The organism is Spirosoma luteum DSM 19990 (genome assembly GCF_000374065.1).
Taxonomy (GTDB): Bacteria; Bacteroidota; Bacteroidia; order Cytophagales; family Spirosomataceae; genus Spirosoma; species Spirosoma luteum.
The window spans coordinates 15,231-36,809 of the sequence record NZ_KB893261.1; the positions used below are offsets into that span (position 1 = coordinate 15,231).

Here is a 21,579-nt window from a genome sequence, read left to right on the forward strand (position 1 = left end):
AAGCTAAAAAATCTTACCCATGCTCACAAACATCCAGCGTACCGGTTTAACGCTTTTTTTGATTGGCTTCGCTCTGTTCGTCGGTTCGCTAAGCCTGAGTCAGTACCAGTTGACCGATGAGGTATTAACGAGTACGGTAAAGAAAGAACAGTTGGCCGGTATTCAATCGGCCACGGCCGATATGCGGGGAACTGTATACGGGTCGGCGTTTGGGTTTGTGCGCGACTTTAAAGCCGCCATCGCTAAACTAAACGAGGGGTATAAAGCGCGGAACGAGAAAGACAAAATCATCAATGACGATTACGCATTCCCGGTTACCAAAGCCGCCAGTATTGGTTTCTTCCCGGACAATAGTCTGCTGTTCTTCTGCCTGAGTCTGCTGCTGTGCGTGGGGGGCGCATTGCTGTACATCGTGCCAAAGAATCGGCAGATGCCGGGTATCAAGAACAATGGTGTTTTCCATAATCCGGCCACCAACCGGGGCTGGATTGGCATCGTCATCGGCAGTTTCCTGATTGGATTTTATGTGCTGCTCTACTTCTATCCCGAATACCTGACCAACTGGGTACTCATGTTTGACCCGCTGAGTCGGCTGCTAAACGGCGGTCCCGCCAGCCAGTGGTTTGTGTATGGCACCCTCTACACACTGGCCATCCTGGTAATGGGTGTTCGGATGCTGGTCAAATACCGGGGCAATCCCTACCAGCAAATCCGCACGGTATCGGTCATGTTTTTCCAGACCTGCTTTGCGTTTCTGATTCCCGAACTCCTGTCGCTGTTCAACCAGCCCGCGCAGGACCTGAAAAACATGTGGCCGCTTGACTACAGTTTTTACTTCGACTACCGGCTCGACCAGAAAATTCAGGCTGGTTCGCTGGGACTTTTTCTGCTGGTATGGGGAACGGCCCTCTGGCTGATTGGTGTGCCCGTAATGACGTACTTCTTTGGCAAACGCTGGTATTGCTCGTGGGTATGCGGCTGCGGTGGCCTGGCCGAAACCCTCGGCGACCCGTACCGCCAACTGTCTGACAAACGGCTGGTAGCCTGGAAATTCGAGCGCGTGGTGGTGCATGGTGTGCTGGTTTTCGCCGTGGTGATGACGGTAGCGGTACTGTACACGTACCTAAGCGGCCAATCGGCCCTGTTTGGGTTTCTGGATTCCTACAGCCTGCGCTCCAGCTATGGGTTTGCCATCGGCTCCATCTTTGCCGGGGTGGTAGGCACTGGCTTCTATCCCTTCATGGGTAATCGGGTGTGGTGTCGATTTGGCTGTCCGCTGGCGGCTTATCTGGGTCTGGTCCAACGGTTTAAATCCCGTTTCCGCATTACCACCAATGGCGGGCAGTGTATTTCCTGTGGCAACTGCTCTACCTATTGCGAGATGGGTATCGACGTGCGGTGGTACGCGCAGCGCGGTCAGGACATTGTCCGGTCGTCGTGCGTGGGCTGTGGTGTTTGCTCTGCCGTGTGCCCACGGGGCGTTTTAAACCTGGAGAATGATGATGAGTCAAACCGTATGCCTGCCATAAACCCCATTTTGCTGGGCAATGACGGTATCCGCGTAAGAGTATGATGACAGCAATAAGTAACAGAAGCGTAAAATCACGGGTGCAGGAGCCTGACCCCAACTTCCGAAAGCGCCCGAAAACGGGGTTGCTTATCCTGATTATCCTAGTGGGTACGCCCCTGGTTGGGTTGGCACAGGTACCCGATAGCACGCAGATCCGGCGGTTTATCATCGACATCGCCGGGATTAAAGTAGGCACCATGACGGCCGTGCGTCAGCCAAAGGGCAACCAGACTGTGCAGTACACCATTATCAGTGATGTAAGCGTCAATTTGCTGGTCTACAAAGTGAAGGTGTATTATAAGATGGTGAGCCTGATGCAGCAGGGTAAACTCCTCCGTTCAATTGTGGAAGCCCAGACCAACAAGGGTAATTTTCTGACCAGAACGGAGTGGAAAAATGACCACTACGACATTGTGGCCGAACAGTACAAGTACTCCCGAAAGACCACCGAAACCCGGCCCATTACGTATATTCTGAGCAACGTATACTTCGGCGAACCCGTTGGCCGAAGCCGCATCTATTCGGAGTACTTCGGCGACTACTTCGCTTTTTCGTCGCCCACGAAAGGAGCCTACACCGCCCGACTTAGCGACCGGGAAGATGAGTACGAATATGAAGGTGGTCAGTTAGTGAAAATCATCAAGAAAAACTCCCTCAGGAACTTCATCATCCGCCCGGTAAGGTAAGATGGCGTGGGGGAGGTCAGGATCTCAAGTTCGGTGGATGATAGAGATACTCCTGCGTCGGGATGACAAAAACTTGCCATCTCCTGAAATCCTAACACCTTCGACCTCTATATCATCTACCACGTCTGGAAGGTTCAGCAAAAAGCGATGTTCGTAAACGAGTTGTCTTTTCTAATCTACCTCTACCGGAAAAGACACTAAACCGCTCACAATGGAAGCCATTACCACTCGGTGATTGACTTTTTCGTTATACGACCGGTGTTACCGCTGAAAAACGGGTCGGGTGAATGGTGGCTGGAGGAGCAGGTGAAAAGAGTTTTCATCACCCAGAGAAATGGCCCGGCGGAGGTCATTTTCGGCCTGCGGGAGCTGACGGAGTTCAATTCGCGCCAGAGCACGCCAGCGGTAGGCATCGGGTTGCTCATCCCGGAAATGCCAGACCGCTTTGTCGAACTCACGGAATGCCTGCTGGAATTCATTGGTCCGGTAATACGAAACACCCCTGTCGAGGTAGCAGTCGGCAAGCGTATTATCCCGGTTCAGGGCTTCGGTCAGGTCGTAGATGGCAGAGTAGTAATTTGCCTGGGCTAGCTGGCATTTGCCCCGGTAGGCATACGCAATGGCTGATTTGGGATGCTGCCGAACGATGTTGTCGAAATAAGTGTGAGCCTCAGTAATGGCTGATTGGTTGAAGAGGTCTATACCTTTTTTGAATCGTTTCTGGTCCTTATCGGCGTCAGTGTCATGGTCGACCATGTAATACCGAATGGTTAAATAAATACCAAAAAACAGACACAATAACGCAACTTCCATATCCCCCTCCGATTGCTTCTATCGATACTAATTTAAGGAAAAGCGCCCTTTTCCTGCAAACCGCAGCATTATTTTAATTCGGCCTGAATGGCTTTGGGTAAACTCTTTCTGACCAGTTCATAGGAGTGGTCTATCCATTCGTGAACGTCAACCGTTCGAACGCTGCCGTCAAGGGTGACGGTGTTCCAGTGGGTCTTGTTCATGTGGTAACCGGGCGTTACAGAGGAATGTTCTTCCCGCAGCAGCACGGCTCGTTCGGGGTCGCATTTCAGGTTTATGGTCGTTGGCATACGCTCCGTAGCCAGTAGCGCGAACATCTTACCCGGCGTTCCGGCAGCCCCCACCTTAAACACCAGCGCATCACCGCCAAACGGAAATGATTCGGACACGCCGGGTTTAATTAGGCAGTATTCACGCAGGCTCTCAATATTCATCGCACGCAGTGTCGGACGGTATAAATAAGGATGGCTATCAAAAACATGACAATCGAAATTCGATTGATTCCGTGCATCATACGCAGGTTGACACTGGTTGGGTGGTTCGGGTCGGGCTTCCGAAACACGCGCAGGAAATAAGAGAAAACGGGACCTATTTTGAGGTAATCAATGAATCTGTTCACGAGCAATTAACGGATAATGGACCGCGCGGGCAGCCCCGAATAAGTAATGAAAAAGACTAGGTAACCACACAACTAAGTAACAAACGCGAGGGGAAAAACATTACTTTTCGTGTAGTTGTATTGTTCATTACTCACCTAATATTATTCAGTTACCAGGCTTGGTTCAATCCACCGCGCATCTTCCCGGATGAGTTCAATTAGTTCATCGACAGCCCGGTGGGCGGGAACCGATTTTTTGATGACCTGCTGCCCCCGGTACAGGGCAATCTTGTCGCGACCGATACCCACATAGCCATAATCGGCATCGGCCATCTCGCCCGGCCCGTTCACGATGCAACCCATAATGCCAATTTTCACCCCCTTCAGGTGATCCGTGCGCTGGCGGATGTGAGCCGTTGTCTCCTGCAAATCGAACAGCGTACGGCCGCAGGATGGACACGATATATACTCGGTTTTGGTGATGCGGGTACGGGCGGCCTGCAAAATGCCAAAGGCCAGACTGTTGAGCGTTTTTAAGTTTCCGCCTTCCGGCTGTGCCAGCATAATCCCATCCCCCAGGCCATCGATCAGCAATCCACCTACGTCGGTAGCAGCATACAGGGGAATATCGTCATCCGGCACGCCGATGTAACTTCGCTGTACCGCAACTGGTGTTGTTAAACCCTGGTTAATCAACTCAACAAACAACCGGCGTAGTTCCGGCATGGCGTGGGCACTATTGGTTTGGATGAGCAGTACAACGGTCTGGTCATTACGCAGCCTGTCGAGCAGGTTTCCCGAAAGCTCCACTATGGATAGCTGCACGAAGTTGAGCCGGGCATGCAGGGGCGTTTTCTCCGTTTCGGCCTGTGTGTATTCCGCTGCGGTCAGTAGCGGAAAGGTGTTGATAGTATCGGTAACCGTCTGCCAGACGCCGTAATCCAGAATCTGCTTCAGACCATTCGGCAGCATGAAGGCCGCCGGATGAGCACCCGTATACACGTAGTCGGCACCCAGGTCATTCATCCGCCACTTATCGGGTTCGGGCAGGTAAAAGTGCCCGATGGGCTTCAGGTCGTCATGCTCCGTAATGGGTGTCAGGCTAAAATCGGCAATAACACGCGGTACATTCTGACCACCAAAATTGGCAACCGAATGAGTCGTTCGGCGGGTATACCGGAATGGGTCAATCGGGTAAGTCGTGATGGCCGGCATTGGCTGGCTCATTTCTGCCCGCTTTGTATACCGGTCAATCAACGCCTGCGCTACGGGGGCTTCCCGCTCCGGCTCCTCCGTGAGCGATACCCGAACGGTATCACCAATGCCATCTTCCAGCAGCGTACCGATACCCAGTGCCGACTTGATGCGGCCATCCTCGGCTTCGCCCGCTTCGGTTACCCCGAGGTGCAGCGGATACGGTTTCAGTCCCTCCTCGTCCAGCCGCTGCACCAGCAACCGGTACGCCTGTACCATCACCTGCGGGTTGCTGGATTTCATACTGAGTACAATATTATAATACTGCTCGTCCTCACAAATGCGCAGAAACTCCAGGGCCGACTCCACCATGCCCACGGGCGTATCGCCGTAGCGGCTCAGAATCCGGTCGGAGAGGGAGCCGTGGTTGGTGCCGATGCGCATGGCCGTACCGTATTCCTTACAGATGCGCACCAGCGGCAGGAACTTGGCCCGGATACGCTCCAGTTCGGCGGCATAGGCATCGTCGGTATAGTCAATGAACTCGAAGCGCTTACGGTCGGCATAGTTACCGGGGTTGATGCGGACTTTCTCCACAATCCGGGCGGCCAGTTCTGCCGCGTTGGGCGTGAAGTGGATATCGGCAATCAATGGCGTGGTGTAGCCCCGCGCCCGCAGTCCCTTGCGAATGTTCTCCAGATTCTGGGCTTCCTTCACGCTGGGGGCCGTAATCCGAATGTACTCACACCCGGCCTCAATCATCCGGATACTCTGCTCCACCGACCCCTCCGTATCCATCGTATCGATGGTAGTCATGGATTGCACCCGGATAGGATAGTCGGACCCCATGGGCACATCACCAATTGTAACCGTTATGGTTTTCCGGCGAGTGTACTGCGTAAGCGAAGGAGTATACAGGACACCCGGTGTGGATTCACCCGGTGTGGATTGTTCCAGTGAATGAGCAATGGGTGCAATAGAGGGGGTAAGCAGCGAATCGAGCATACAGGTAGTGACGGGGCCATTTAGATAGACAAAAGTACGGAAAAAGCCGCTGTCCAGTTTGGTAGCCGGTCAACTGGAAAACGTAAGGTGTAGCGTAAATGTTCGCCTTTGCCGGGAAACAACATCCGTGTAAATGCGATTGACAATGAGCCCATTAGATAACAGAGAGTAAACAAAAGGGGCAATTGCCAGTTGATTCGTTCGGAGACTGGACGTGTATACGAAATCAGGATTAAGTTAAAAATTAGGCATACAACCAATTAACTAATACAAACAACGTCATGAAAACCAATCTATTCAGTGCCCTGGCATTAAGTCTGTTGCTCACCGCTGGCGCCTATGCTCAGGAGAACACGGCCATGAGCAAGCAGGAACGAAAAGAAATGCGCCGGGAAGTAAAGGCCGAACGGAAAGCCCGCGTAAAGAAAGATCTCAAAAACGCCGGAGAGCATATAGAGGATGCTACGGAAGAAATGGGGCAGGGGGTGAAGCGCAAAGCAAAAGTAGCCGGTGCCGCTGTGGATACCACGGCTCAAAAGGTAGGCCGGGCGGTTGATAAAGGCCTGGACAAAGCTGAAAATGCCATTGTTACCGAAGCCGACAGAATAAAAGCCCGTCGCGATTCGACACAGGCTGCCAAAGCCCGGCGCGACACGTTATAATATAATACAGGTTCGTGTAGAGACCGCACCGGCAATCCCTTGCCGGTGCGGTCTCTACTTTAGTTTGACCTCAATCTTCGCGTATTTCCCGCGCCAGTGTTTCCACCGTTTGTGCGACCAAAGCCAGTCGGACGGATTTTCCCGGATGGTGTTTTCAATCAAATCCCGGTATCGTTCCATGATGGTGCCGAGGGGTAAGTCATCATAAGGTGGTTCGGCAACAAGTTTAAAAGTGGCTTCGTAATAACCCCGCTGGATCCGCACAATTTCCATGTAAAACACCGGTAGTTTCTGCCGACGGGCTAACCGCTCAGAGCCGGGGTAGAAGGGGGAATCCCGGTGCAGAAAGTCGGTCCAGAAAGCCTGTTCCGGTACATCGGGAACCTGGTCGGACCCCAGGGCAATCAGGCGGGGATTATGCCTGTTAGCCGCCATGTGCCGGGGCAGGTTATGCATGGACACCACGTTGCCGCCAAAATGAGACCGGATATAGAATAGTAACTTTCCGGAAAAAGCACTCGTCAGTGGTTTATATACAATGTCAATCGGGATGTTATGAGTCTGAATGGCCTGGGCAAACCACTCCCAGTTTCCCTGGTGGGAACCCATCCCGATAACGATTTGCCCCGCTTGTAGTCTTGATCGAACGATATCGGCATTGGTGATACGGATACGGCGATTCATTTCATCGACAGACAAGGCCGGTATCTTGATCGTTTCAACGATAATATCGGCTAAGTTGTGGTAAAAGCCGTTTGCGATTTGCTGAATGCTACGGTCTGATTTTTCGGGAAATGATAGGCGTAAATTGGCTAGAATGACCTGCCTGCGATACCGGATCACGTAGCGCATCAAAAAGTACAGCACATCGGAAATGCCATAAAGTACTCCAAACGGTAGCCGGGATAAAAATCGAAAAAATATCATTCAGTAAACATATTCCGGGCAATGCCCATGAGACCGGTTTTGCCAATACATTAAAAAAATACTAAAGTCCGTCGGTCGTATTGAATTTTTGCTTTATTTGTGAACGGATAGATAACTAGTTATTGGAAACGTTCCTGTTAGCCCCTTCACCGACGAATTTACTCATTGAATTACATTATTTGCCCTGTTTGGATTACATATCGGGGCTGATGCGATACGGAGGGGTGCAACTGGAAGCCCAGGAACATTATCAGAAGCAAAGTTACAGAAATCGGTGCTACATACAGACGGCCAACAAAGTAGATGCGCTGACGGTGCCCGTTCAAAGAGGAACGCATCACCAGCCCATCCGCGACCTTAAACTGGCAACTGATCGTTCCTGGCAGCTGCACCACTGGCGCAGTTTACAGGCTGCCTACGGTAAGGCTCCCTTTTTTGAGTACTACGCGCCCGATTTTGCGCCTGTTTATCAGAAGAGCTGGAGTTTTTTGTTTGATTTGACCTACGAACTGCTGACAATTTGTCTGAAATCAATGCAGGTGCGCATACCCCTGAACCTGACAAAATGGTACGATAAAACGGTTGCAGTCGGCCTATTTGACGGGCGGTCAAAAGTGAAACCAAGTAATAAGCAGGAAACGTATATATTCCATCAGCCAGTCAGCTATCCGCAAAACTTTGGCCAGGAGTTTGTACCTAATCTTAGTATTATAGACCTGTTGTTTTGCCAGGGACCGGCCGCTGTGGACGTGTTGATGGCTGGCCTTCGGGAGTGAACAAATCCTTAAAACTCTTCGTTAGGACAGTGTAGCACGCATACCTAAGGAGACCCTAAAACGAATGGAAGCAAAATTCTCAAACCGCGTCAAGGAAGTCATCACGCTGAGTCGGGAAGAAGCCTTACGCTTAGGCCATGATTATATCGGAACAGAGCATCTGTTGTTGGGTATGATTCGTGAAGGTGAGGGTGTAGCCGTCGGGTTACTCAAAAAACTCGGTATCTCACTCGACGAACTCCGGGTGACCATTGAACAGGCAACGAAAGGAACGGCAACGAATAACGTGAAAAATCTGGCGAATATTCCGCTGACCCGTCAGTCGGAAAAGACGCTGAAAATCACGTATCTGGAAGCCAAAATCTTTAAGAGCCCACTCATTGGTACGGAGCATCTGTTATTATCGATTCTGCGCGATGAAGACAATGTCGCCACGCAGATTCTCAACAAATTCAATATCAACTACGAAGTCATTAAGGAGATGCTGGAATATCAATCTTCGGGGACCCGCCCGGTGATGGGCCCCGAAACCGACGATGACGACAACGACCGGGGCATGTTTGGTGGCAGCAGTTCCAGTTCGGGCAAAGATCCAAAAGGAGCCGAAAAGTCGCGGACTCCGGTGCTGGATAACTTTGGCCGGGATCTGACCAAATTCGCCGAAGTAGGCAAGCTTGACCCCATCGTTGGTCGTGAAAAAGAAATCGAACGCGTCGCTCAGATTCTGAGCCGCCGGAAGAAAAACAACCCGATTCTTATTGGTGAGCCGGGCGTTGGTAAAACCGCCATCGCCGAAGGTCTGGCCCTGCGCATTGTGCAGAAAAAAGTATCGCGGGTGCTGTTTGGCAAGCGCGTTGTTACGCTCGACCTTGCTTCGCTGGTAGCCGGTACTAAATACCGGGGTCAGTTTGAAGAGCGGATGAAGGCCGTTATGAACGAGCTGGAAAAATCGCCGGAGGTTATCCTGTTTATCGATGAGCTGCACACCATCGTTGGTGCCGGTGGCGCATCGGGTTCACTCGATGCCTCCAACATGTTCAAACCAGCGCTGGCGCGGGGCGACATTCAATGTATCGGTGCTACAACCCTGGACGAATACCGTCAGTATATCGAGAAAGATGGTGCGCTGGCCCGTCGTTTTCAGATGGTGATGGTGGATGCTACGTCGATTGACGAAACCATCGAAATCCTGAATAACATCAAGGATAAGTACGAGGAACACCACCACGTCAATTACACCAAGGAAGCGATTGAAGCCGCTGTGAAGCTGTCAGAGCGGTACATATCCGATCGGTTCCTGCCCGACAAAGCCATTGATGTAATGGACGAAGTAGGTGCCCGCGTACACATCTCGAACATCACGGTTCCCGAAGATATCCTGAAGCTGGAAGAGCAGATCGAGAATATCAAGAAGGAGAAAAACCAGGTTGTCAAGAGTCAGAAGTACGAGGAGGCCGCTCAGCTGCGCGACAAGGAAAAGCGGCTGATCGATCAGCTCGACCGGGCCAAACAGCTTTGGGAAGAGGATACTAAGAAGCGTCGCTACACGGTAACGGAAGAGAACGTAGCCGAAGTAGTAGCCATGATGACGGGTATTCCGGTCACGAGCGTATCGAACGACGAAGGCAAGAAACTGGTCAACATGGGTTCCGAGCTGAAAGGCAAGGTAATCGGTCAGCAGTCGGCCATCGACAAACTGGTGAAAGCTATCCAGCGTACCCGCGTCGGCCTGAAAGACCCTAAGAAACCGATTGGTTCGTTCATTTTCCTCGGCCCCACGGGCGTTGGTAAAACGGAACTGGCCAAAGTGCTGGCAACCTATCTGTTCGATAAAGATGATGCGCTGGTACGGATCGATATGTCGGAGTACATGGAGAAATTCAGCGTCAGCCGACTGGTTGGTGCCCCTCCGGGCTACGTGGGTTACGAAGAAGGCGGTCAGCTGACCGAGAAGATTCGCCGGAAACCGTACAGCGTAGTGTTGCTGGACGAAATCGAAAAGGCGCACCCGGATGTATTCAATATCCTGCTTCAGGTGCTCGACGATGGTATCCTGACCGATGGCCTTGGTCGCCGGGTTGATTTCCGGAATACGATCATCATCATGACCTCTAACATCGGGGTACGTGATCTGAAAGACTTTGGTGCCGGTATCGGTTTCGCTACCAAGAAGAATGCCGAAACGCAGGATGAGCTGATGAAGAGTACCATCCAGAGTGCTCTGCGTAAAGCCTTCTCGCCGGAGTTTCTGAACCGTCTGGACGATGTGATTGTGTTCAACTCGCTGCTGCGTGAAGATATCCATCATATCATTGACCTGATGCTGGGCAAATTGCTGGGCCGGGTTACCAGCCTGGGCTATACCGTTGAACTGACGGAGAAAGCGAAGGACTTCCTTGCCGAGAAAGGCTACGATCCTCAGTACGGTGCCCGTCCGTTGAGCCGCGCCATCCAGCGTTATCTCGAAGACCCCGTTGCTGAAGAGATTCTGAAGGGGGAGCTGAAAGATGGCGACGTAATTCAGGCCGACTACAGTGGTGAAGGCGAAACGCTGACAATTACGGTGAAGAAGCCGGAAGAAGTAACCGAGTAGATAACGAATAGAGGCATAGAAAAACAGGCCGGGCAGCAATGTCCGGCCTGTTTTATTTTTATGGGTTGTCCGCTTAATTGTCCGTTACCTGATTGCTCTGTTTCCGAAAAAAGCGGAATATGTCTACACGTATTTTTTTTAAATACACTGTCTATCAGCCCCATTGCGAACTTAATTTTTAAGATTACAAATTAGTAATGATGCGTTAACAGTAAGCTGGGAAAAGCTTTGTCTTTTTGCGTGGAATTTATAAAACCACTTCATGAAAAAACGTTACTTTTTCGCGCTGCTGCTGGCCATTATCATATGCGGTACCAGAGCAACTGCCCAAACGACGCAGGCGTCTATTTCGGGCGTTATCTCAGACAACAGGAATGCACCCCTACCGGGAGCCACCGTGCAGGTTCGTAATGAGTCAACCGGATTCACGACCGGTACCGTCACCAACGTGAAAGGGGAATACCTCTTTAAGGAGCTGCCGCTGGGTGGTCCGTACACGGTGTGGGCAACATCGGTTGGTTTTGGTGAGCAACGCCGGACCGGCTATACCGTGAACCAGGGCGATGCTATTCGGGTAAATCTGACGATGCAGGATGCCAGCCAGGACCTGGAAGTGGTGCAGGTAGTAGCGTCGGGACTGAAGAACAAAACCGAAAACCTCGGGGCCGCCACGGCAATCACGGCCAAAACGCTTACTACTATGCCCGTCAATGGGCGTAACTTCACCTCGCTAGTTAACCTGTCGCCCCTAAGTGCCAGCAACGGTACCCTGTCGGGGCAGCTGGGGTCGTCGACCAACTTCACCATCGACGGGATGACGGCCAAGAACCCGACCTCCGCCGGGTCTACCACTAGTCGTAGTGGCGCACCCTATTCGATCTCTATCGAAGCCGTTCGGGAGTTTAAGGTGATTACCAACCAGTATGATGTGGTGTACGGGCGTGCCGGTGGCGGTATCGTCAGTGCTGTAACCAAAGCCGGGACCAACAAACTAACGGGCAGCATTTTTAACTACACCCGCGCCAACTGGCTGTCGAGCAAGTACGACATCCGGGGCAACGTGCGAAACGTACCGTTCTCGACCAATCAGTTCGGTTTTTCGCTGGGTAGCCCGATCATCAAAGACAAGCTGCATTACTTCGTGGTCTGGGATCACCAGCAGGACTCGCGTCCGCTGATTATTGCCGATGTGCGGACGCCCCTCGACGAAAGCCGGTTCAACGTAACGACCACCACGCTCGACCGCTTTGTGGACATTGCCCGCAGTAAATACGGCGTGGCCAGCACCCAACAGTACGGTAGCTTTCCAAAAAACCGGGGTACCGATGCTGGTTTTGCCCGAATCGACTGGCAGATTAACCGGAACAACCTGCTAACCATCCGCGACAACTATACCAATGACCGCAACAAGCTGGGGCTGGCCGACAATACGGCCATCAACGTCTTTGAATCGTATGGCAATGATTATAACGTCGACAATAGTTTGCTGGCTACGCTTCGTACGACGATAAATCCCAAGATTACGAATGAGCTGAAATTCCAGCACCTGTACACGTACCAGAAAAGCAGCCCCGGCGATCAGCTCCCGGCCGACAACATTCCGCGTAATATTGTGGAGGGCGTGGTATCAACGGTGAACGGGGCTAACGTATCGACCAATATTCAGACGGGCGGGCACCGGTTTGCGCAGGAAGGTTTCACCAACAACGTGGTGCAACTGGTTGATAATTTCTACTACAACACCGATAAAATTCAGTACACGTTTGGCGTAGACCTGATGTATACCCACGCGCTTTCGCTCTACGGCAGTGAGGTGAACGGACGTTTCCACTACACCGTCGACGCGGCTGCGGGTTTGACGGCGCTGGACAAGTTCAATCTCCAGCAACCCTACCGCTACTATCGTGAGGTGCCGCTGGTGGCTGACCCCAGCGTGGTGGGAAACACCCTGAATGCCGGTCTGTACGGGCAGATGACTACGCAACTGGCGCCGGGGCTGGAGATGACTGCCGGCCTGCGTTTTGACTACGCCCGTTATCCAAAGGCTCCGCTGAACCAGACCGTGCTGGACGACCTGGGCCTGCGCACCGACAACCAAATTAAGTCGTTTGTCGTGCAGCCCCGTTTGCAACTCAACTGGGATGTCAACCAGCAGCACCGTGATTTCATCCGCTTTGGCGGGGGTGTTTTTGCCTCCGACATCAACAACTACATGATTATCAATAACCTGACCTTCGATGGTAAGCACTTCGCTACTGTTGATGTGCGGGCTCCAAACGTACCGGCCCCCGATTTTGCCGCCTATCGGCAGAACTACTCCAGCATCCCCGCGCTGGCGCAGTTTCAGGTGCCTACTATCAACATGACCGGACCAAACGTACACGTGCCCATCCTGTTCAAAGCCAACCTGTCCTACAGCCACTTCCTGACCGATAAGCTGAAAGTGGGTATTGCCGGCTATATGTCGCTGGGGCGAAACAACTACATGTACGTCGACCGGAACATGGTAGCCGATCCGTTTTTCCGGCTGGCTAACGAAGATAACCGGGGTGTGTACGTGCCGCTCAGTACGATGCCGGCCAACGGCGCGGGCGACTGGCAGCAGGGGCGTATCAGTAAGCGACTGGGCCGGGTGCTGGAACTGAACAGCGAGGGCAAAGTGAATCAGTTTGCCGTGGTAGCCGATGCCACCTGGCAGTATTTCCGCGATGGGGAGATTACGGCCAGCTATACCTGGAACGATGCCCGCGATAACGTTTCGTATAACGGTAACGTGGCCAATACGGCAACGTTGGTGCTACCCGTAAAAGATGACCCGCGTAACCTGAATAAGATTACCTATTCCGACAATCAGTTCCGTCATAAGGTCGTTTTCTACGGTACGTTGCCCTCCTTCTACGGCATTACCATCGGCATTCGCTATTCGGGTGTCGGCGGTACGCGCTACTCCTTGATTTCGGGGGCCAATACCAACGCTGACTTCGTAGCGACCAATGACCTGGCATTTGTGTTCGACCCCAATAACGCTGAAGTACCTGCCAACGTCCGGACAGGGCTGCAAACGCTGCTGGATAATCCCAATGCCAGCCAGAGCCTGAAAAACTACATCAATGCCTATTCGGGGCAGATTGCCGAGCGCAACGGGGGCATCAACGGCTTCTACGGCGTGCTCGACGTGCGGGCCCTCAAGCGGTTCCGGATTAGCAAAACCCACGCCATCGAACTATCGGCCGATGTCTTTAACCTGGTTAACCTGATCGACCGGAACCGGGGTGTCAACAAGTCGCTGGGGGCGCAGGCACTATACGCATTGGGTATTCCGGCCAGCAATGGAAACGCTGCGGTGCCGGGTTTCTCCCAAGCGACGCAACGCTACAACTACCGGGTGAACAATACGGGGGCGGTGACTCCATCGGGTGATCCATTCCAGATTCAGCTCGGCGCACGATACAGCTTTTAACTCCCGATAAAAACACATTTTTTACTCATGTAAGCAGGCTGCCGATTGCGGACACGGTACGTTCGAAACCGGCAGCCTGTTCCTGATTACGGAAAATCATACAATTATGAAAGCATTTCTTATTGCTGTGCTAGTGAGCGGTACGCAACTGCTCTGGGCTCAGCCCGCCCTCAATCGGCAGGGGCACCGGGGTACGCGGGGGCTGATGCCGGAAAATACCATCCCGGCCATGAAGAAAGCCCTCGATCTGGGCGTAAATACGCTGGAACTCGATGTGGTGATCTCGAAAGATAACCAGGTGCTCGTATCGCACGACACGTACATGTCGGCGGACATTACCACCAAGCCCGATGGCACGCCGGTGACGGCCGGGGAGCAGAAATCGATCAACCTGTATCAACTAAATTACGATCAAATCCGGCAGTTCGATGTGGGCAGCAAGCCGCACCCGCAGTTTCCGCAGCAGCAGAAAATGCGCACCTATAAACCCCTGCTAACGGAGTTAATCGATTCGGTCGAAGCCTATGCGAAAGCAAAAAAACTACCATTGCCGAGGTACAACATCGAAATCAAATCGGCACCGGCTACCGACGGTACCTACCATCCCGCTCCAGAAGCCTTTGTCAGTCTGGTACTGCCCATCTGCCAGCAGAAACTCGGCACGCGTTTCAATATCCAGTCGTTCGATGCGCGACCGTTGCAACTGATTCATAAACAGGCCCCGGCGGTTACACTCGCCTACCTGACAGCTAACCCCAAATCGGTGCAGGAGAACATCCAGACGCTGGGTTTTACGCCTGCCATCTACAGTCCTAATTACAAGACCGTTACGGAGGAAACGGTCAAAACCTGCCACGAACAGCACATGCAGATTATTCCGTGGACAGTGAATACAAAAGCTGAAATTGACCAGCTGGTTAAGCTGGGTGTAGACGGTATCATTACCGATTATCCGAACCTGTTCTAGCCGGTCAGTTTTGTGATTCGTGGCGGGTAATATCCAAACGGGTAATGCCCGCCACTTTTTCTGTTTGCACGATTGGTATCCATGCCGGTATCCCTACGCTATGGGTAGGGCGGTGAACGGGAGGAGAGATAAATGGTTAGTGATAAAGTAGGATTTTTAGGATACTGCTTTATTAATTACACTGCTAAGTCATGCCTCATGGGGAAGCCCGCTCAACGTTTCTATCTGATTGGTATCAGTTTTCTGTGCCTGCTCAGCTTTAAAGCCAACGTCCGAACCACACTGGCCGATGGTCCGTCGCCCGCCAGAACGCCCGACCAGGAACGTGCTACGTTTCAACTCGAACCAGGGCTGTCTATTCAGCTGGTAGCGGCTGAGCCGATGGTGCAGGAACCGGTTGCCATGACGTTTGATGCCGATGGACGGCTCTGGGTAGTGGAGATGCGGGGCTTCATGACGGACATCGACGGGGAGGAGGAAGGGAAACGGATGGGACGAATATCCGTATTGACCGATACCAATGGTGACGGGCAGATGGATGTCAGCAGCGTTTACCTCGACAGCCTGGTTATGCCCCGCGCCCTGGCCCTGGTCCCGGGGGGCGCATTGGTGGCTGAAAACGGCGCTCTGTGGCTTACCCAGGATACAAATGGCGATTTGAAAGCCGATACCAAAACCTTGGTCGATGCCCACTACGCCGACAAAGGACTACCCGAACACGCACCTAACGGCCTGTGGCGAAGTGTCGATAACTGGTACTACAATGCCAAATCACGGGTTCGGTACCGCTTGCTCAATAAGACCTGGCAAAGCGATAGTACGGAGTTCCGGGGGCAATGGGGCATCAGTCAGGACGATAAAGGGCATTTGTTTTACAATTACAACTGGTCGCAACTGCATGCCGATCTGGTTCCGCCCAATTACCTTTCCCGAAACAGAAACCACAAACCCACAAGCGGTATCGACCACGGCCTGACCGTCGACCGGCGTATTTATCCAATCCGGGCCAACCCGGCCATTAACCGGGGCTACATACCCGGCACCCTGGACAAGGAAGGTCGTTTACTGGAGTTTACGGCAGCCTGTTCCCCGCTTGTATATCGGGGCACCGCCCTGCCCGCTGCCTATCGGGGCAATGCGTTCGTTTGTGAACCCGCCGGTAACTTAATCAAGCGGAATAGTCTGGTGGAGGATGGGCTGCTGATATCAGCGAATGACCCGCATCCTGGTCGCGAATTTCTGGCGTCCACCGACGAGCGTTTTCGCCCGGTTCAATTGGCAACCGGCCCCGACGGGGCATTGTATGTGGCCGATATGTACCATGGTATCGTCCAGCATAAAGCCTATATGACGCCGTATTTAAGGGAGCAAACCCTATCGCGTGATTTGGTCAATCCGGTGCATATGGGTCGCATCTGGCGTATTGTTCCCGAGAACTGGAAAGCCCAAAACACGAAGAAGCTATCTAACGCATCGGCCGATGAACTGGTGGCCGACCTGTCGAATCCGGACGGATGGAATCGGGATATGGCGCAGCGACTGCTTGTTGAGCGTAATGATCGTAACGTAGCCCCGGCTTTAACGAAACTGGCCCAGACGGGTACCAGCGAGTTGGGACGATTTCATGCCTTGTGGACGCTGGACGGTCTGAAAAGCAACAAGCCTGACGCGTTGCTGACGTTGGTGACAGACCCCAGTGCACTTGTCAGTACCACGGCTCTGCGGTTGCTTGAGCCGTTTGCCAAAGCGGATAAAACCGTTCGGACCACATTGGGGAAAGTAGTGCTCAACCGCTGGCAGGAAGCTCCTATCGAGCAAATTCTCCAGATGGCCCTGGCAGCCAGCGTACTGGAACCGTCGGTCGCCCAGTCACTGCTGGCGGGCATTGTGGGGCAACATGGGGAGTCGGCCCTGATTCGGGATGCTGCCCTGAGTAGTCTCCAACACCAGGAGTTTGCTTTTTTGCAGCAGTTACTGGTGGCTCCCCAGTGGCAAACCCGTGACCCGGCCAAAGAGATATTTCTGGAAATGCTGTCCACCGCCGTTATCCGTAACCGCAACCCGGCCGAGCTAACCGCACTGCTGGCTAAGCTCGATGCCGCGAAGCCCCCCGTGGCATGGCAGCAGAAAGCCATTGTGAACGGGCTGGCTATTGGCGGCAGCACCAACAAGATGAAACCAATTAAACTGGCCTCGGCCCCCGGTTTGCTGACCCGCTCAATGGCTAAAGTAGACCCATCGCGCCGGGATGCTTTGGCGGCTCTTTTTGAATGGCCCGGTCATGTTGCTGTCAGAAGCAACGCGGTAAAAAAGAACCTCCTGTCAGACGATGACCAGAAACTGTTCGCTTCGGGCAGGCAGCTTTACCTGAATACCTGCTCCGGCTGTCATGGAACGGACGGGGCTGGGTTGCCCCGGTTTGCGCCACCCCTCGTCGGCTCCGATTGGGTGCTGGGCGATGAGAAACGCCTGGCGTTGATTGTATTGCAGGGTATGGAGGGGCCGATAGAAATAAGCAAACGTGTGTATGACGCGCCGGACATATTACCCGTTATGCCCGCCCACTCGACCATGGATGATGGCTCGATCACCGCTATTCTGACTTACATCCGCAATGAGTGGGGAAACAACGCCGGACCCATGAGTAAACGAACGGTGGGCATGACCCGAATCACGTCTCAGGGGAGAGTGATTCCCTGGACGGCCAAAGAATTGAATAAATACATGCTCGAAGCCAAAGCCACAACCACAGACGGTAAATAAGCAGTTTGCACTTATTTTTAATTGCCCGATAGGTAGTCTTTGGTAAATAGATGACTATGAACCTGGTACTAAATGTTACCCTAAACCGTTGCGAAAACTGATGGACAGACGAGATTTTATACAGAAAACGACCGTTGGTGCTGTGGCACTCAGTCTGCCTGTTTTTCCTGATTATGCCGCCAGCCATCGGATGGGCATCGTCGTTCACTCGTACGGGTTCCGCTGGAACTCAAAAGCCGACAGTCCTGCCTATCCCGCCTTTACGGATGCGCTCAGCCTGCTCGAACATTGCCATCAGATTGGCGCGGGTGGCGTGCAGGTAGTGGTAAACGGCTGGTCGGACGACTTCGCCAAAAAAGTAAGGACCAGACGGGAGAAACTGGACATGTATCTGGAAGGCTCCATTGGGTTGCCCAAAAAGCCGGAGGACGTGTCGAAATTCGAGCAGGATGTTCGTAACGCCAAAGAGGCCGGAGCGCATATTCTGCGAACTGTCTGTTCGAGTGGGCGACGCTATGAGGCTTACCACTCCGCCGGGGCTTTTCAGGACCTTCGGAAAAACGCGCTGGCTTCGCTGAAACTGGCCGAACCGGTTTTGCGCAGGCACAAAGTCAAATTGGGCGTCGAGAACCATAAAGACTGGCGGGCACCGGAACTGGTCGGTCTGCTGAAAGAACTGAACAGCGAGTGGATAGGGGTTACCCTCGACTTTGGCAATAGTATGGCTCTGCTGGAAGAACCGATGACCGTTGTGGAAACACTGGCCCCCTACGTAGTCAGTACGCACGTGAAAGACATGGCCGTTGAGGAGTACGCCAACGGGTTTTTATTGTCGGAAGTGCCGCTGGGGAAAGGCATCTCTGATGTGCCCAAGATGATTGATCTTTGCAAAAAATACAACCCTGCCGTTACCTTCAGTCTGGAAATGATTACCCGCGATCCGCTGGAAATTCCCTGCCTGACGAACGACTACTGGTCAACCTTATCGAGCGTTCCCGGTGCCGAACTGGCGCAGATGCTCCGTCTGGTCAGACAACACGCGTATCCATCAGGCCTGCCCCGAACAACGCCCCTGAGTGCAGAAAACAAGCTGGCGGCAGAGGAAAATAACATCCTAGAATGCCTGGCCTATAGTCGGGACAAACTGCGGCTAACCTAGCTAGAGAGCGAAATAAGTACAAATGAGCTGCTTAACCCAACAATCATAAAGGGAGTAGCCGTCAAACCGTATGTCTTTTAGGCCTGATTATTCGTGCAGGTAACTGCCCACTGAATTAAGTAACAAGCATAAATCACACAGTTTTTCTCATAAAGAGGCTGAAATACACCCTATTAGATGCAAAAAGAAATACTTCCCGGCATTCGTCAGTTTGATTTGAGTAATAAAGTGGCCATCGTTACGGGTGGTTCCAAAGGTCTGGGTCTGGCAATGGCTGCCGGACTAGCCTCGGCGGGTGCCAACCTGATGCTGGTTAACCGCAATGCCGAAGAAGGCGAAAAAGCCGCTCAGGAGTTAAGTCAGGATTTTGGCATCAAAGCCGTTTCCTTCCCGGCCGACATCAGCAGTACCGAACAAACCGAAGCAATGGCCAAAGCGGCAATGGATACCTTCGGCCAGATTGATATACTCATCAACAGTGCGGGCATCAACATTCGCGGACCCATTGATGAACTGACACCCGACGAGTTCAGTCAGGTAATGGATGTGAACGTGAAAGGTACCTGGCTGTGCGCCAGAGCTGTTACCCCGTACATGAAAAAGGCGGGTAGGGGTAGTATCATCAACCTGGCCAGTACCCTTGGGCTGGTTGGTCTGGCCAATCGAACGCCCTACACCTCCAGCAAAGGAGCCGTGGTCCAGATGACCCGTGCCCTGGCCCTGGAACTGGCTCCATTCAACATTAACGTCAACGCTATTTGTCCAGGTCCTTTCCTGACAGAGATGAACCTACCCATTGCCGATACCGAAGAGGGGAAAAAATTTGTTGTTGGGGCTACTGCTCTGGGCCGCTGGGGCGAGTTGCGGGAAATTCAGGGGGCCGCCATTTTTTTGGCCAGCCCCGCCGGTAGTTTTATGATCGGTTCCATGCTGACCGTTGATGGCGGCTGGACGGCGAGATAGTTTCTAGTTTACAGTTCACGGTATTCGGTTGGCTAGTGCATATGTGACTATGTGCCGTATGTGTACTGCTTTCGCGTCAGCTAACCGAATACTGTAAACCGATGTATACCGTAAACCATACACTCACAAATGATTTCACTCACCCCGCCTGCCAAACCAACCCGGGTTCGTTACGCGATGCTTTCGCTGGTTTTTGTTAATGTAGTTATCAATTACCTGGACCGCAGCAATATTTCCGTGGCCGGGCCTATGTTGAGCAAAGACCTGAATCTGTCGTCGGTGGAACTGGGTTATATTTTTTCCGCTTTCGGGTGGACCTACGCGCTGCTGCAAATTCCGGGCGGGCTCATTGCCGACCGCTTTGGTCCACGCATCCTGTATGCGTTCTGCCTGATCACCTGGTCGCTGGCGACGGTAGGGCAGGGGTTTGTCAGGGGTTTCTCGGCGTTATTTGCCCTGCGGCTGGCCACCGGTACATTTGAGGCACCGTCCTACCCCATCAATAACCGAATCGTTACCAGCTGGTTTCCCGAAGGTGAGAGGGCATCGGCCATTGCGCTTTATGTGTCGGGGCAGTTTATCGGACTGGCGTTCCTGACACCGGTGCTGGTAACGGTGCAATATTACGCAGGCTGGCAGGGGCTCTTTATCGGCACCGGCATCATTGGCTTGGTCTGGGGCATTGTCTGGTACCTATTTTATCGTGACCCGCTGGACCATTCGGGGGTGAACGAAGCTGAACTGAGCTATATTGAAGAAGGGGGGGGGCTGTTCAGGGCTAAGGAGCAGACTACAACGCAGGCAACCATCTGGCGCTGGAGCAACATAAAGCAGGTTTTCTCAAGCCGGACACTGTGGGGCGTTTACATTGGTCAGTTTGCCGTGAACTCGATGCTCTGGTTTTTCCTGACCTGGTTTCCTACGTATCTGGTACAATACCGGGGACTCGATTTTATCAAATCCGGCTATCTGGCATCCGTGCCGTTTCTGGCGGCCTGCGCGGGTTTGCTTCTCTCCGGTTTTATATCCGACCGGCTCGTTCGGCAGGGGAAGTCGGTGAGTATGGCCCGGAAGGGGCCAATCATCATTGGTATGCTTCTGTCGGTGAGTATCATTGGGGCTAATTACAGCAACGATACGGTTTTTATTATTTTCTTCCTGGCGCTGGCCTTCTTTGGCTCGGGGATGGCCCTGATTTCCTGGGTGTTCGTCTCGCTTTTATCGCCAAAACACCTGATTGGGCTGACGGGGGGCATCTTTAATTTTATGGGTAACCTGGCTTCCATCGTGGTCCCCATCGTGATTGGCTATCTGGCTAAAGAGGGGGATTTTAAACCGGCACTGGTCTTTATTGGCACCCTGGGTTTTGTTGGTGCCTGTTCGTATATCTTTCTGGTCGGGAAAATTGAGCGGGTTACTGCCGGTAAGTAGACTGAACTTTGA

The 21,579-nt window shown here is 52.8% G+C and carries 16 protein-coding genes; 11 read left to right on the plus strand and 5 right to left on the minus strand.

Annotation, left to right across the window (positions count from 1 at the left end):
* The first annotated feature begins 19 nt into the window (after window positions 1-19).
* A complete protein-coding gene (locus B156_RS0115510; protein ID WP_018620672.1) occupies window positions 20-1,573 on the plus strand; it encodes a 4Fe-4S binding protein in 1,554 nt (517 codons plus the stop codon).
* On the plus strand, window positions 1,570-2,256 hold the full coding sequence (locus tag B156_RS0115515; protein WP_018620673.1) for a DUF6134 family protein: 687 nt from the start codon (window positions 1,570-1,572) through the stop codon (window positions 2,254-2,256). Before B156_RS0115510 ends, B156_RS0115515 begins: the two co-directional genes overlap by 4 nt.
* Before the next feature lie 261 nt (window positions 2,257-2,517).
* On the opposite strand, the gene B156_RS0115520 is transcribed toward B156_RS0115515, so the two are convergent.
* The 4 genes from B156_RS0115520 to ispG all read right to left on the minus strand — a co-directional run bounded on the left by B156_RS0115520 (window position 2,518) and on the right by ispG (window position 5,866).
* Window positions 2,518-3,069 carry a tetratricopeptide repeat protein gene (locus B156_RS0115520; RefSeq protein WP_018620674.1) on the minus strand — a complete coding sequence of 184 codons (552 nt, stop codon included), beginning with the start codon at window positions 3,067-3,069 and terminating at the stop codon, window positions 2,518-2,520.
* A 68-nt stretch (window positions 3,070-3,137) separates the two neighbouring features.
* Window positions 3,138-3,503: an MmcQ/YjbR family DNA-binding protein gene (locus tag B156_RS0115525; protein WP_018620675.1), complete on the minus strand. Its 366-nt coding sequence runs from the start codon at window positions 3,501-3,503 to the stop codon at window positions 3,138-3,140.
* Window positions 3,500-3,688: a DUF6728 family protein gene (locus B156_RS30875; protein WP_084757758.1), complete on the minus strand. Its 189-nt coding sequence runs from the start codon at window positions 3,686-3,688 to the stop codon at window positions 3,500-3,502. Before B156_RS30875 ends, B156_RS0115525 begins: the two co-directional genes overlap by 4 nt.
* 141 nt (window positions 3,689-3,829) lie before the next feature.
* Window positions 3,830-5,866 (minus strand): (E)-4-hydroxy-3-methylbut-2-enyl-diphosphate synthase, encoded by a 2,037-nt coding sequence (ispG, locus tag B156_RS0115530; RefSeq protein WP_018620676.1) that lies wholly within the window; start codon window positions 5,864-5,866, stop codon window positions 3,830-3,832.
* 281 nt (window positions 5,867-6,147) lie between these two features.
* Between ispG and B156_RS0115535 the strand changes: the two genes are divergently transcribed.
* A complete protein-coding gene (locus B156_RS0115535) occupies window positions 6,148-6,528 on the plus strand; it encodes a hypothetical protein (RefSeq protein ID WP_018620677.1) in 381 nt (126 codons plus the stop codon).
* Between the two features lie 54 nt (window positions 6,529-6,582).
* Here the strand turns inward: B156_RS0115535 and B156_RS0115540 are convergent, their stop codons facing one another.
* Complete coding sequence (locus B156_RS0115540) at window positions 6,583-7,455, minus strand: lysophospholipid acyltransferase family protein (protein WP_018620678.1); 873 nt, start codon at window positions 7,453-7,455, stop codon at window positions 6,583-6,585.
* A gap of 188 nt (window positions 7,456-7,643) precedes the next feature.
* Between B156_RS0115540 and B156_RS0115545 the strand changes: the two genes are divergently transcribed.
* The 8 genes from B156_RS0115545 (at window position 7,644) to B156_RS0115580 (ending at window position 21,567) form a co-directional block, all read left to right on the plus strand.
* Window positions 7,644-8,231 (plus strand): WbqC family protein, encoded by a 588-nt coding sequence (locus tag B156_RS0115545; RefSeq protein ID WP_245563753.1) that lies wholly within the window; start codon window positions 7,644-7,646, stop codon window positions 8,229-8,231.
* 64 nt (window positions 8,232-8,295) lie between these two features.
* On the plus strand, window positions 8,296-10,824 hold the full coding sequence (locus tag B156_RS0115550; RefSeq protein ID WP_018620680.1) for an ATP-dependent Clp protease ATP-binding subunit: 2,529 nt from the start codon (window positions 8,296-8,298) through the stop codon (window positions 10,822-10,824).
* 262 nt (window positions 10,825-11,086) lie between these two features.
* Window positions 11,087-14,284, plus strand: a complete 3,198-nt coding sequence (locus B156_RS0115555; protein ID WP_018620681.1) for a TonB-dependent receptor — start codon at window positions 11,087-11,089, stop codon at window positions 14,282-14,284.
* Window positions 14,285-14,390: 106 nt separating this feature from the next.
* Window positions 14,391-15,251, plus strand: a complete 861-nt coding sequence (locus tag B156_RS0115560; RefSeq protein WP_018620682.1) for a glycerophosphodiester phosphodiesterase family protein — start codon at window positions 14,391-14,393, stop codon at window positions 15,249-15,251.
* Window positions 15,252-15,449: 198 nt separating this feature from the next.
* Complete coding sequence (locus B156_RS0115565) at window positions 15,450-18,014, plus strand: DUF7133 domain-containing protein (protein ID WP_018620683.1); 2,565 nt, start codon at window positions 15,450-15,452, stop codon at window positions 18,012-18,014.
* A gap of 100 nt (window positions 18,015-18,114) precedes the next feature.
* A complete protein-coding gene (locus tag B156_RS0115570; protein WP_018620684.1) occupies window positions 18,115-19,173 on the plus strand; it encodes a sugar phosphate isomerase/epimerase family protein in 1,059 nt (352 codons plus the stop codon).
* A gap of 177 nt (window positions 19,174-19,350) precedes the next feature.
* A complete protein-coding gene (locus B156_RS0115575; RefSeq protein WP_018620685.1) occupies window positions 19,351-20,136 on the plus strand; it encodes an SDR family NAD(P)-dependent oxidoreductase in 786 nt (261 codons plus the stop codon).
* A gap of 129 nt (window positions 20,137-20,265) precedes the next feature.
* On the plus strand, window positions 20,266-21,567 hold the full coding sequence (locus tag B156_RS0115580; protein WP_018620686.1) for an MFS transporter: 1,302 nt from the start codon (window positions 20,266-20,268) through the stop codon (window positions 21,565-21,567).
* The last annotated feature ends 12 nt before the right edge of the window (window positions 21,568-21,579 follow it).